The organism is Tomitella gaofuii (genome assembly GCF_014126825.1).
Taxonomy (GTDB): domain Bacteria; phylum Actinomycetota; class Actinomycetes; order Mycobacteriales; family Mycobacteriaceae; genus Tomitella; species Tomitella gaofuii.
The window spans coordinates 2,829,268-2,841,567 of sequence record NZ_CP059900.1 but is presented as its reverse complement, the minus strand read 5'-3'; the positions used below and the strand labels follow the sequence as shown (position 1 = coordinate 2,841,567).

The following is a 12,300-nucleotide window of genomic DNA, read 5'->3' as shown; positions in this document are numbered from 1 at the left end:
GGGCCGGCCAACACAACCACACACCCCTTCGGAGCTACTCACCCAATGCCCACCTCTACTTCCACCTCGCCGCAGGTCGCCGTCAACGACATCGGCACCGCCGAGGACTTCCTCGCCGCAGTCGACAAGACGATCAAGTACTTCAACGACGGCGACATCGTCGAGGGCACCATCGTCAAGGTCGACCGCGACGAGGTGCTGCTCGACATCGGCTACAAGACCGAGGGCGTGATCCCCTCGCGTGAGCTGTCGATCAAGCACGACGTCGACCCCAACGAGGTCGTCGCCGTCGGCGACGAGGTCGAAGCCCTCGTCCTCACCAAGGAGGACAAGGACGGCCGGCTGATCCTGTCGAAGAAGCGCGCCCAGTACGAGCGCGCCTGGGGCACCATCGAGGAGCTCAAGGAGAAGGACGAGGCCGTCACCGGCACCGTTATCGAGGTCGTCAAGGGCGGCCTGATCCTCGACATCGGCCTGCGCGGCTTCCTGCCCGCCTCGCTGGTGGAGATGCGCCGCGTCCGCGATCTGCAGCCGTACGTCGGCAAGGAGATCGAGGCCAAGATCATCGAGCTGGACAAGAACCGCAACAACGTGGTCCTGTCGCGCCGCGCCTGGCTGGAGCAGACCCAGTCGGAGGTCCGCAGCGAGTTCCTGCACCAGCTGCAGAAGGGGCAGGTCCGCAAGGGCACCGTGTCCTCCATCGTCAACTTCGGCGCGTTCGTCGACCTCGGCGGTGTCGACGGCCTGGTGCACGTCTCCGAGCTGTCCTGGAAGCACATCGACCACCCGTCCGAGGTCGTCACGGTGGGCGACGAGGTCACCGTCGAGGTGCTCGACGTCGACATGGACCGCGAGCGTGTGTCCCTGTCGCTCAAGGCCACCCAGGAAGACCCGTGGCGTCAGTTCGCGCGCACGCACGCCATCGGCCAGATCGTGCCCGGCAAGGTCACCAAGCTGGTGCCGTTCGGCGCGTTCGTCCGCGTCGAGGAGGGCATCGAGGGCCTCGTCCACATCTCCGAGCTGGCCGAGCGCCACGTGGAGGTCCCGGATCAGGTCGTGTCCGTGGGCGACGACGCGATGGTCAAGGTCATCGACATCGACCTCGATCGCCGCCGCATCTCGCTGAGCCTCAAGCAGGCCAACGAGGACTACACCGAGGAGTTCGACCCGTCGCGCTACGGCATGGCCGACAGCTACGACGAGCAGGGCAACTACATCTTCCCCGAGGGCTTCGACCCCGAGACCAACGAGTGGCTCGAGGGCTTCGACGAGCAGCGTCAGGCGTGGGAGGCGCGCTACCAGGAAGCGGAGCGTCGTCACCGTCTGCACACCGCGCAGATCGAGAAGATGGCGGCCGACGCGGCGGAAGAGGCCGCGGGCGGCGGCAGCTACTCGTCGGGCGGCGAGGGCGACGGTGCGCCGTCCTCCGCGTCGCAGTCGTCGGGCAGCCCGGCTCCGGCCGCGTCCGGCGGTTCGCTGGCCAGCGACGAGCAGCTTGCCGCGCTGCGCGAGAAGCTCGCCGGCAACAACTGATCGACGCACGCCCCGGCGCACGCCGGCGGAATGCAGGCAGGGCCCCGGATCCGGGTGACGGATCCGGGGCCCTGCCCTATGTGCGGACGCCGCCCCGTCACGGTGGTCGGCGCCCGCCGTGTGGAAGACTCGACGGCGTGCTGAGAGTGGGGTTGACCGGAGGTATCGGGGCGGGCAAGTCGACGGTGGCGAAGGTGCTGGCGCGCGCGGGCGCGACGGTGATCGACGCCGACGCGATCGCCCGCGAGGTCGTCGAGCCGGGCACGCCCGGGCTGGCCGAGCTGGCGTCGGAATTCGGCGGCGGGATCCTCGCCGGGGACGGCACGCTCGATAGGCCGGCGCTGGCGTCGGTGGCGTTCGCCGACGAGTCCTCCCGGCTGCGCCTCAACGCCATCCTGCATCCGCTGATCGGCGCCCGCACGCAGGAGCGTATCGACGCAGCGCCCGCCGGATCGATTGTGGTGCAGGACATTCCGCTGTTGGTGGAAGGGGCGATGGGTCCGTTGTTCCACCTGGTGGTCGTGGTCGACGCCGACGAGGAGACCCGCGTGTCGCGGCTCGTCGGCAGCCGCGGGCTGGACGAGGCCGACGCCCGCGCGCGTATCGCGGCACAGGCCACCGAGGATCAGCGGCGTGCGGCGGCCGACGTGTGGCTGGACAACTCCGGGCGGCCGGGCGCGCTGGACCCCGCGGTCGGGCGGTTGTGGGAACACCGGCTGGTGCCCTTCGCGCGCAACCTTGCGGCGGGGGAGGTGGCGCAGCCCGTGCCGGAGGCCGCCGTCGCCGCGAATCCCGACGGGGAAGAGGGGGCCGCGCGCCGTCTGGCGCAACGGTTGCGGACGGCGCTCGGCGGCGACGCGGCGGAGGTTGCCGCGCATGCGGACGGCGAGGGAGTCGCGGCAACGGTGCGGGTGTCCGGTGATGTGACGGCCGACGCGATGGCGGCGCGGATGCGGGGGGCGGGACTCGTCCCGGCCGGCGCGTCGCGGTTCCGCAGCGCGGACCCCGGTGCTGCGGCGACGGTCGACGTCGTCACGTAGGCGCGAGCCGTTCGGTGGCGGACCGTGCTCCTCCACGGCGGATCGGGATCAATCGCGGAACGCGATGGGCATTCCCCGCGCCGCGAGCCATGCGGTGAGGTCGTGGCCGTGCGCGGCGATGCCGTCGACGGCGGCGAACGCCCGCGACACCGCGGTCTCCGCCGCGTGCGCGGTGAGGAAACCGGCGGCGACGGCGTCGAAGAGCTCGTCGACGTCGAGCACCTCGGTGCCCATGCCTGTCCGGACCACCAGATCCAGATAGTGGTCCTCGGACGTCCACCGCCCGCCGTGGTCCTCGAACACGCCGATGTCCACGTAGTGGTCCTGGTCCTGTTCGTTGCCCGGCGTGAAGTGGAAGACCGATGCGCGCAGGCCCAGGTCGGGGAGCAGCCAGGATTCCAGGTAGTGGAACCGCTCGTGGTCGGCCGGGCGCGCCATGTAGAGCCCCCAGGCCTCGACGCGGTACTCGTCGACCGGCCGGACGAAACCCTTGGGGTCGGTATTGGTCTGCCCGCGCAGGTCGAAGGTCTCGTGCTTGGGAGGGTGTGCGGCGGCCTGCGGGGCTCGGGCGGTTGCGTCGCTCATGGCACCATCAGCATCGCACGTCCGCGGCCGCCCGGTGGGTTCTTCCGCGCGGTGCGCGCCGCCGGCGATTCCGGCATTCTGGACGGGAACGCGGTGAACGGGAGGCGGAATGTCGATGGACCGAGGGCCGGTGCCCGGCGCGCCGCAGCAGGACGGGGACACGCAGCGGGCCGGACGGGTGGCGGCGCTGCACACGTGGTGTGCGCGATCCGTGGTCCCGGGCCCGGTTCCGGATCTGTCCGACCTTGCCGCGCTGTACATCGCGGCGGGGCGTTCCGGTGACGCGCTGCGCGAGGTGCTCACCGTGCGGGCCCGCGCGGGGATCGGGGTGCCGGCCATCGGCGATTACACCCGGCTGCGCGACGATGCGGAACGGCTGCGTGCATGCGATACGGGCGCCGGGGCGGCGCCGGGCGGGGCGCGCGCGATGCTGCGCAACCACCGCGCGGATCTGCTGCGACGCCGGCTCGGCGCCACCCGGTCGCGGGTGGCGGCGTCGCTGATCGTGCACGGGGGCGGGCTTCGCGGTGTGCGGCGGGAACGTCGCGAGGGCATCCATCTGACGCTGGACCAGCGTGAGCAGGTGTTCGGGCTGCTGTGCTGGACCCCGGCGCCGGTGTCGCAGGGACGCGGACGCATAGTCGGTTTCGGGCAGGCGGCGGTCACCGATCTGGTGGACATGGCGGCGGCGAAGTGGGATGCGGCGGCCGGCCGCAGGGCCGCCGCCGACCGGGGCGAGGGCTCCGCGCGCGGCGCCGCGGCAGCCGCGGTGCCGGCCGCGCTGCAGCGCATCGAACGGTGGGCGGGTGCGGGGGAGCAGGCGCAGCACGCGCAGCCGGGCGCGTCGTTCCACGACTCGTACGAGACCCTCGTGTACTTGTGCGGCCGGTACTTCGACAGCATCCGGCGATCGGAGGCGTGGAACTCGGAGGCTTTCGCGGTGCATCGGGGCCGCGTGGACCTCGCACGGGAGCTGGTGGAGCTGGCGCGGGACGCCGCAGAGCTGCAAAGCCTGGCCGGTGAACTGGCGGCGGCCCGGTCCGCGGCGTCCGGCGGGCGGGCGCTGGGGGAGATCGACGCGCGCTCACGGGCGCTGCGGCCGGTCTGGGACCGGCTCGTGGAAAGACTCGTGTCCTTCGACCGCATCGCGGAGGCGATGGGGCGGCTCGATGCGGGGCTGCGCGCGGAGAGCGCGGCGCAGCGCGCGGAATCACTGGACGACCGCATCGACGGCCTCGTCGGCCGCACCGGCGGCCGGATGCTGCTCGCCGACGATCTGCACCGGCTCGGCGAGGAGGCGGACTCCGGCGACTGGAACGCCCTCGGCTGCCGCAGTCAGGTCGAGCGGGAGATCGAGGAGCTCACCGCCGCGCGTGGACGGTGACGGCCGGTGTCGGTCTGCGACGGATGGTGACGCGCTCGTCCCGTGCGCCACCCGCCCGACCGGCGGCGCGCACGACCCGGCGTTGTTGTCGGTCCCGGCGGTTAGCCTGGGTGCATGGCATTCGCGTCGGAACATCCCGTAGTCGCGCAGTCGGAGTTTCGTCCCATCGGGTCGATCGAGCGTGCCGACGGCCATTTCGAGGTCGTCAGCGAGTACACGCCCTCCGGCGACCAGCCGAAGGCCATCGCCGAGCTCTCCGGGCGCCTGGACGGGGGAGAGCGCGACGTCGTGCTGCTCGGTGCCACGGGCACGGGCAAGTCCGCCACCGCGGCCTGGCTGATAGAGAAGGTGCAGCGGCCCACGCTGGTCATGGCGCCCAACAAGACCCTCGCCGCGCAACTGGCCAACGAGCTGCGCGAGATGCTCCCGCACAACGCGGTGGAGTACTTCGTCTCCTACTACGACTACTACCAACCCGAGGCGTACATCGCGCAGACGGACACCTACATCGAGAAGGATTCGTCCATCAACGACGACGTCGAGCGCCTGCGCCACTCAGCCACGTCGAGCCTGCTCTCGCGCCGCGACGTCGTCGTGGTCGCCTCCGTGTCCTGCATCTACGGCCTGGGCACGCCGCAGTCCTACCTGGACCGCTCCGTCCCGCTGGAGGTGGGTGTGGAGGTGCCGCGCGACCAACTGCTGCGGCTGCTCGTGGACGTGCAGTACACCCGCAACGACATGGCGTTCACCCGCGGATCGTTCCGGGTCAAGGGCGACACGGTCGACATCATCCCCGCCTACGAGGAGCTGGCGGTGCGCATCGAGTTCTTCGGCGACGAGATCGACGCGCTCTACTACCTCAATCCGCTCACCGGCGAGGCGGTGAAGAAGGTCGACGCGTTGCGGATCTTCCCCGCCACGCACTACGTGGCCGGCCCGGAGCGCATGGAGCGGGCGGTGCGCGATATCGAGGCGGAGCTCGAGGAGCGCCTGGCGGACCTGGAGAACCGCGGCAAGCTCCTCGAGGCGCAGCGGCTGCGGATGCGCACCAACTACGACCTCGAGATGATCCGGCAGGTCGGGTTCTGTTCCGGCATCGAGAACTATTCGCGGCACATCGACGGCCGCCCGGCCGGCTCGGCGCCCGCGACGCTGCTCGACTATTTCCCCGAGGATTTCCTGCTGGTGATCGACGAGTCGCACGTGACCGTGCCGCAGATCGGCGCCATGTACGAGGGGGACATGTCCCGCAAACGGAACCTGGTGGACTTCGGGTTCCGCTTGCCGTCGGCCACCGACAATCGACCGCTGACCTGGGACGAGTTCGCCGACAGGGTGGGGCAGACGGTGTACATGTCGGCCACTCCGGGCGACTATGAGATGGGCCGCACGGGCGGCGAGTTCGTCGAACAGGTGATCCGGCCGACGGGTCTGGTGGATCCCAAGGTGGTGGTCAAGCCTACGGACGGCCAGATCGACGACCTCGTGGAGCAGGTCCGGGAGCGTACGGCCCGCGACGAGCGCGTCCTGGTCACCACGTTGACCAAGAAGATGGCCGAAGACCTCACCGACTACCTGCTCGAGCTCGGCATTCGGGTGCGGTACCTGCACTCGGACATCGACACGCTGCGCCGTGTGGAGCTGTTGCGCGAGCTCCGCCTGGGCGAGTACGACGTGCTGGTGGGCATCAACCTGCTGCGCGAGGGCCTGGACCTGCCCGAGGTCTCGCTGGTGGCGATCCTCGACGCGGACAAGGAGGGCTTCCTGCGCAGTACCCGCAGCCTCATCCAGACGATCGGGCGTGCGGCGCGCAACGTCTCGGGCGAGGTGCACATGTATGCGGACCGCATCACCGATTCGATGGCGCAGGCCATCGAGGAGACCGAGCGTCGTCGTGAGAAGCAGATCGCCTACAACACTGAGAACGGCATCGATCCCACTCCGCTGCGCAAGCAGATCGCGGACATCCTCGACCGCGTCTACGAGGAGGCCGACGACGTCGACCAGCTGGTGGAGGTGGGCGGTTCCGGGCGCAATGCGAGCCGCGGCCGGCGCGCCCAGGGGGAGGCGGGCCGCGCGGTGAGCGCCGGCATCTACGAGGGCCGCGACACCTCGTCGATGCCGCGGGCCGAGCTGGCCGATCTCATCGCGCAGCTCAGCGACCAGATGATGGCCGCCGCGCGCGACCTTCAGTTCGAGCTGGCCGCACGGCTGCGCGACGAGGTCGGCGAACTCAAGAAGGAACTGCGCGGAATGGACGAGGCCGGCATCGGCTGAGACGAGCGGTGTGCGGTGCCGCGTAAAAGTATGTGTGGACGGCCGACTGACGATAAAGTCACCTGGGGACGCGGGAAGCCGCGGCACGGCCGATCACGCCGTGTCGCCGGGGGACCGCACACGCGGTGGTCGAACGGGCGGCCGCCGCATCAGGAACCGCCGGGCACGGGACCGGCGCGGCGCAGGCCGCGGGACCGCCGCCCCGACATGGAGGAACGCATGAGCGAATACACGACCGTCGTGGTGGGGACCGACGGATCGGAATCGTCCCTGAAGGCAGTGCAGCGCGCAGCGAGCATCGCCGGGTCGACGGCCAAGCTCGTCATAGCCTGTGCATATTTCCCGTCGGACCCGCGCAGCGTGGAGTCGGCATCCGATCAGCTCCGCGAGGACGCCTACCAGGTGCATGGAGCAGCCCCCACCTACGAGATCCTGCGTACCGCCAATGAACGGGCGCGTGGGGCGGGCGCGACGAACATCGAGGAGCGTTCCGTCGTCGGGCCGCCGGTGGAGTCGCTGCTCAAGCTGACCAACGATGTGTCGGCAGACCTGCTGGTGGTCGGCAACCGCGGGTTGAACACGATCACCGGCCGGCTCCTCGGGTCGGTGCCCTCGGACGCGGCGCGCAAGGCGCATTGCGACGTCCTCATCGTGCACACCGTGCGCTGACGGCGGGCGAAGCGCGGGGCCGCGGGGCGCTGGCCGTGACCGGTCAGCAGCCGGCCTGCCGTGCGGAATCGATGAACGAGGCGGCGAGCGTGTCCTCGTCCATGGCGTCGCCCATCAGCGACTGTGCGTAGCGGAGCACCGGGACCAGACGCTCCCGGATCTCCGCGTCCGGGGTGCCTGCGGCTACTTGGGCGCAGATTCCGCGTGCCAATTGGGCGAGCGTCGCGGCGTCGCCCATCTGCGCAGCGGGCACGCCGCGGTCGGCGAGGGCACGCGTGAAATCGGCGGCCGGTGCGGCCATGGTCCGATCCGCCTCTTGCGCGGGCGGCTGCTGCGTGGCCGCGGCCGGGGGTGCGGTCGCGACCGGCGGCGGTGCGGCGGCGGATTCCGCGCCGCCGCCGGTTGCGCACGCGGCCAGGATCATCATTGCAGAAGGCACCGCCACGGCCGCGGCCATCGCGCGTGGCACGGTACGCCCACCCGTCACCGCGCGGCCCCCGCGGCGGCCTGCATCGTGTCAGGTCCTGTGGCGGAAGCCGGGTCTGCCGAGGAGACCGAGTATGCGGCGCCGTCGTCGACGGCGCGCAGTCCGGTGAGCTCACGTGGCAGCGCCCGGCTGTGCACCACGACCAGGCGCTGGGTCGCTCGTGTCAGCGCGACATACAGGTCGGCGCGGCCGCGCTCGGACCCGCCGATGATCGCGTCCGGTTCGACGACGATCACCGAGTCGAACTCGAGGCCCTTGACGTCCGCCACGGGCATCACCTCGACGCGCTCACCATCGAGGTGCTGCAGGCTGTCGACCAGATCCGGCGGGCACAGCACCGCCGCGGTGCCGACGGGGGGCAGTGCGGCGACGACGGCGGCGACGGTCTGGTCGATCCGTTCCGGCTCGGTGGCGATGCTCTCCGGGGCGTGCCCCGCATCGCGCACGGACACCGGCGGAGTCTGATCGGGGTCGATAGCGGCGAGCAGCGGGGCGGCCACCGTCATGATCTCCCCGGGCGTCCGGTAGTTGACGGTGAGCTCTGCCAGCCGCCAGCGCTGCGCCACGTAGGGCGAGAGCACATCGTCCCAGGACGCGGCGCCGTCGACGGCACCCGTCTGCGCGGTGTCGCCCACCACCGTCATCCAGCGGTTGGGCGAGCGGCGCATGAGCATGCGCCACGCCATCGGCGACAACTCCTGCGCCTCGTCCACGATCACGTGGCCGAACGCCCAGGTCCGGTCCTCGGCCGCACGCTCGGCGGCGGTGCGACTCTCCGCGGTGTCGTGACGGCGGGCCAGCTCGCTTGCGTCGATCAGGTCGTAGGCCATGAGGATCTCGGGGTCCAGCTCGTCCTCGAGGTCCTGGGGCGCGGAACCGGTGAGGATGTCGAGCGCCCCCTGCGCGTCGGCGATCTGCCGGCGCCACCGGGACCGTTCGCGCTCGTGCTCGGCGGAATCGTCGACTCCGAGCAACTCCGCGAGCTCGTCCAGCAGCGGGGCGTCGGCGTCGGCGAACCCGGACGCGACCGGGCGCAGCAGGGCCGCGACCTGCTCGTCGTCGAGCCCGGGCGCCGCCGAGCGGAGCCGGTCCTCGGAGGCGAACAGTTCCGAGAGCACCTGCTGCGGGGTGAGCTCCGGGAACAGCGCGTCGATCTCGGCGCGCACCGCCTCGTCCTGGCGCAGGTCGCGCCGGATGTCGGACAGGTCCGCGGCGCTCAGCAGGTTCGAGCCGTCGACGACGCTGGTGCCGATGGTCTCCGCCAGCTGATCGGCCAGCGCGTCGATGACCATCGAGCGGAACAGCGGCCGCGCCAGGTTGTGCGGGCGCCGGGACGAACGCGCGCGTCCCCGGGCCTTCGTGCAGATCTTCTTGTCGATGCGCAGGGGGTAGCCGTCGAACCGTACGGTGACCGGATCGGCGGGCACGGTCTGGCGATCGCGCACGGCCTTCTTGAGCACGGCGATCACGTCGAGCGAGCCCTTCACCGCGGCGGCGGTGCGATCCTCGGACGCGGTGGCCGTGACCCCGGGGTAGAGGTCGCCGATGGTGGACAGCAGCACGCCGGTCTCGCCCAGCGACGGGAGCACGCGGGCGATGTACTCGAGGAACGTGGGGTTGGGCCCGATCACCAGCACGCCGCTGCGTGCGAGCTGCTTGCGGTGGGTGTAGAGCAGGTAGGCGGCGCGGTGCAGGGCCACGGCGGTCTTGCCGGTGCCGGGGCCGCCCTGGACGACGAGGACCCCGCGGTGTCCGGAGCGGATGATCGTGTCCTGCTGGCCCTGAATCGTCTCGACGATGTCGGACATCCGCCCGGTGCGTGCCTGGTCGAGGGCCGCCAGCAGCGCCTCCTCGCCGGCCACACCGGCGGAGGCAGCGTCTCCTGTGCCACCCGGGGCCGTGGCGCCGTCGCCGCTGAGATGCTCGTCGCTGAGCCCGGTCACGCGGCGATTGCGGGTGCGCAGATGCCGACGGCGCGCCACCCCGTCCGGGGAGAGTGCGGTGGCCAGGTAGAAGGGGCGGGCCAGCGGGGCGCGCCAATCCAGGAGCAACGGGGTGGCGTAATCGTCCTCGTCACGGATGCCGATCCTGCCGACGTGCCGGGTCTCGCCGTCGGCCATGTCGAGGCGGCCGAAGCACAGGCCGTGCTCGGCGGCGTCGTACCGGACGATGTCGTCGGTGTAGAGCTGTGTGTAGGACTCGCGTTCGGAGCGGGCCTGGGGGGTGCCGCCGCTCTCGAGGAGCACCCGGCTCAAGCGTTCACGCGTATCACTGCGCAGGTGGTCCAGCCGGGTGTACATGGCGTCGAGCGCGCGCTGCTCCCGCGGGATCTCGGCGGACTGTGCGGGGTCGACAGGTGCATTGTCGGACAAGGCGGGGGTGCACTCTCCTGACGGGCGGTTACGGGGCCGGACCGCACGCACGGCCGACGGGCCGGGCGGTGGACGGCGACACGCCAGTCTAGACGAGAGGCGGGGGTTACCTCGACCGGCCGAGGATGCCGCTCCGCTTGACCTCGTCGGACAGAGAGCCGGCCGCCCGCGCGGAGCGGCGGGCCGCATCCTCGGCGCGCGCCTGCGCCCGGCGTCCCAGATCCGGAGCCTCGGCGTGCGCGCGGGCCTGTGCGCGCTCGAGCCATGCGCCGCCCCTGTGCCCCGCGGCCTCGGCCCATTCCCCGGCGGCGTCCGCCCAATCGGCGCCGCGGGACTCCGCCGCGCCGGCCAGCTCGAGACCGCGTTTGCGCGCCGTGCCGGCCCACTCCGCGCCGCGGTGCAGCGCGGAGTCCGCCAACCGGGAGCCCCGGTGTCCGGCGGAGCCCGCGGCGTCGGCGACCTCGCCGCCCCAACGCCGTGCCGCATCCGCCCACTCCGCCCCGCGCTGGGCGGCGGCCTCGGTGAGCTCGGCGCCGTGCGTCGAGGCGACGTCCGTGCCGGCGGGGTGTGCGGTGGCGACGGCGTCCTGCACCTTGCGGGCCGCGCGCCGCGCGCGCCAGCCGAGCGACGGCCTGCCCTCGGTGTCGACGGCGGCCAGCAGCAGTCCGCCCGTGAGGCCCACGTTTTTGAGGAACTGGACCATCTGCGCCTTGCGCTGGGCGGGGTCGGTTTCATTCCAGAAGTCGTGGCCGATGAGCGTGGTCGGAACCATGGAACCCGCCAGGGTGCCGGCGGCGGCGCGCGGGCACTTTCCCGCGGCGAGCATGAGCCCGCCGCCGACCTGCACCAGCCCGTTCGCCCGGACGAGGTTCTCCGGGTCGGACGCGATCGCGTCGTGCACACCGCTTGGGAAGACGTCGCGGTAGGTGTCCGCGAACCCGGTCACGGCGACGGCGCGCCCGGACGGGTCCCGGACCGCGTCCGCACCCATGACCACGAAGATCGATGCGAGCATGGGCCGGGCGATTCTGCGGACGAGCATGGCTACCTCCTGGTCCGGCGCCCCGGGCGGACGCCACTGTGCACGGCGGCGCGGAGAACGCGGTGAGCCGTGGTCACCAACCGCGTCGACGCCATTCTGTCAGGTGCGGACGCTCGGCGCCGAGAGTCGTGTCCGCCCCGTGCCCCGGATATACCACCGTCGAGTCGTCGTAAACGCCGAACACACGCTGCTCCAGGTCGGACATCAGCGAACCGAATTCGTCTGCACCGCTTGTCTTTCCCGGCCCGCCGGGGAAGAGGCTGTCGCCGGTGAACAGGTGCGTGGTGCCGTCGGCCTTCAACGCCAGGGCGATCGACCCGGGGGTGTGGCCGCGCAGTGCGATCACCGTGAACGTGAGCTTGCCGACGGAGAGCGCGTCCCCGTGCGCCACGGTGCGGTCCGGCGTCACCGGAAGCTCCGGGCCGTCCACCGCGCTGGCGGCGGTGGGCGAGGCGAATCCGGCCACGACGTCCTCGAGCGACTGCCAGTGGTCCGGGTGCCGGTGGGTGGTGACGATGAGGCTCAGCTCCGGGGCGTTCTCGTCGATGATGCGCATGAGGTGTTCGGAGTCGTTGGCCGCGTCGATGAGCACGGCGGAGCCGGTCTCGGTGCAGGTGACGAGGTAGGCATTGTTGTCCATCGGCCCCACGGAGGCCTTGATGATGGTGGCTCCGCTCAGCGTGCGGCGCTGGGGTGTTCCGCCGGGCGAGAGGGTGCCCGTGTACTCGTCGGCGATCTTCAACGGTGCGGTCGTCATTTCCCACACGCTACAGATTCTTCCCGCGCGCGGTCGTGCCCCCGCCGGGGTGCGTCGGGTCCCGGGGTGAAGCCGGGGAATGGTTCCGTTAGAATCTGCGTTCGAGAGATGTGGTGTCCGGAAGGGTCCGGGACCGAACACGCTGGGAGGACGT

10 protein-coding genes are annotated in these 12,300 nt (G+C 71.4%); 5 read left to right on the top strand and 5 right to left on the bottom strand.

Features of this window, described 5'->3' with window-relative positions:
* Positions 1–45: 45 nt before the first annotated feature.
* A complete protein-coding gene (gene rpsA / locus H4F70_RS13120) occupies positions 46–1,533 on the top strand; it encodes a 30S ribosomal protein S1 (protein WP_182349293.1) in 1,488 nt (495 codons plus the stop codon).
* Positions 1,534–1,679: 146 nt separating this feature from the next.
* Entirely contained in the window at positions 1,680–2,573 is an 894-nt protein-coding gene (coaE, locus tag H4F70_RS13115) for a dephospho-CoA kinase (protein WP_308316836.1), read from the top strand.
* Positions 2,574–2,621: 48 nt separating this feature from the next.
* On the opposite strand, the gene H4F70_RS13110 is transcribed toward coaE, so the two are convergent.
* Entirely contained in the window at positions 2,622–3,158 is a 537-nt protein-coding gene (locus tag H4F70_RS13110; RefSeq protein WP_182357505.1) for a ribonuclease FAU-1 family protein, read from the bottom strand.
* A gap of 109 nt (positions 3,159–3,267) precedes the next feature.
* On the opposite strand from H4F70_RS13110, the gene H4F70_RS13105 reads away from it, so the two are divergent.
* The 3 genes from H4F70_RS13105 to H4F70_RS13095 all read left to right on the top strand — a co-directional run bounded on the left by H4F70_RS13105 (position 3,268) and on the right by H4F70_RS13095 (position 7,488).
* Positions 3,268–4,542, top strand: coding sequence for a hypothetical protein (locus H4F70_RS13105; RefSeq protein ID WP_182357504.1), 1,275 nt, complete (start codon positions 3,268–3,270; stop codon positions 4,540–4,542).
* Positions 4,543–4,656: 114 nt separating this feature from the next.
* Positions 4,657–6,819 carry an excinuclease ABC subunit UvrB gene (uvrB, locus tag H4F70_RS13100; RefSeq protein WP_182357503.1) on the top strand — a complete coding sequence of 721 codons (2,163 nt, stop codon included), beginning with the start codon at positions 4,657–4,659 and terminating at the stop codon, positions 6,817–6,819.
* 219 nt (positions 6,820–7,038) lie between these two features.
* Positions 7,039–7,488: a universal stress protein gene (locus H4F70_RS13095; RefSeq protein ID WP_182349288.1), complete on the top strand. Its 450-nt coding sequence runs from the start codon at positions 7,039–7,041 to the stop codon at positions 7,486–7,488.
* Between the two features lie 43 nt (positions 7,489–7,531).
* Here the strand turns inward: H4F70_RS13095 and H4F70_RS13090 are convergent, their stop codons facing one another.
* The 4 genes from H4F70_RS13090 to H4F70_RS13075 form a co-directional block, all read right to left on the bottom strand.
* On the bottom strand, positions 7,532–7,945 hold the full coding sequence (locus H4F70_RS13090; RefSeq protein ID WP_182357502.1) for a DUF732 domain-containing protein: 414 nt from the start codon (positions 7,943–7,945) through the stop codon (positions 7,532–7,534).
* Between the two features lie 26 nt (positions 7,946–7,971).
* Positions 7,972–10,275 (bottom strand): HelD family protein, encoded by a 2,304-nt coding sequence (locus tag H4F70_RS13085; RefSeq protein ID WP_182360395.1) that lies wholly within the window; start codon positions 10,273–10,275, stop codon positions 7,972–7,974.
* Positions 10,276–10,453: 178 nt separating this feature from the next.
* Entirely contained in the window at positions 10,454–11,389 is a 936-nt protein-coding gene (locus tag H4F70_RS13080) for a DoxX family protein (RefSeq protein WP_182357501.1), read from the bottom strand.
* 73 nt (positions 11,390–11,462) lie between these two features.
* Positions 11,463–12,146 (bottom strand): MBL fold metallo-hydrolase, encoded by a 684-nt coding sequence (locus tag H4F70_RS13075; RefSeq protein WP_182349285.1) that lies wholly within the window; start codon positions 12,144–12,146, stop codon positions 11,463–11,465.
* Positions 12,147–12,300: the final 154 nt, after the last annotated feature.

Excerpts from the sequence above, each read along its gene's own strand:
- rpsA (WP_182349293.1), top strand. The coding sequence starts at position 46 with ATGCCCACCTCTACTTCCACCTCGCCGCAGGTCGCCGTCAACGACATC.
- H4F70_RS13110 (WP_182357505.1), bottom strand. The coding sequence starts at position 3,158 with ATGAGCGACGCAACCGCCCGAGCCCCGCAGGCCGCCGCACACCCTCCC.
- H4F70_RS13105 (WP_182357504.1), top strand. The coding sequence starts at position 3,268 with ATGTCGATGGACCGAGGGCCGGTGCCCGGCGCGCCGCAGCAGGACGGG.
- uvrB (WP_182357503.1), top strand. The coding sequence starts at position 4,657 with ATGGCATTCGCGTCGGAACATCCCGTAGTCGCGCAGTCGGAGTTTCGT.
- H4F70_RS13095 (WP_182349288.1), top strand. The coding sequence starts at position 7,039 with ATGAGCGAATACACGACCGTCGTGGTGGGGACCGACGGATCGGAATCG.
- H4F70_RS13090 (WP_182357502.1), bottom strand. The coding sequence starts at position 7,945 with ATGGCCGCGGCCGTGGCGGTGCCTTCTGCAATGATGATCCTGGCCGCG.
- H4F70_RS13085 (WP_182360395.1), bottom strand. The coding sequence starts at position 10,275 with ATGTACACCCGGCTGGACCACCTGCGCAGTGATACGCGTGAACGCTTG.
- H4F70_RS13080 (WP_182357501.1), bottom strand. The coding sequence starts at position 11,389 with ATGCTCGTCCGCAGAATCGCCCGGCCCATGCTCGCATCGATCTTCGTG.
- H4F70_RS13075 (WP_182349285.1), bottom strand. The coding sequence starts at position 12,146 with ATGACGACCGCACCGTTGAAGATCGCCGACGAGTACACGGGCACCCTC.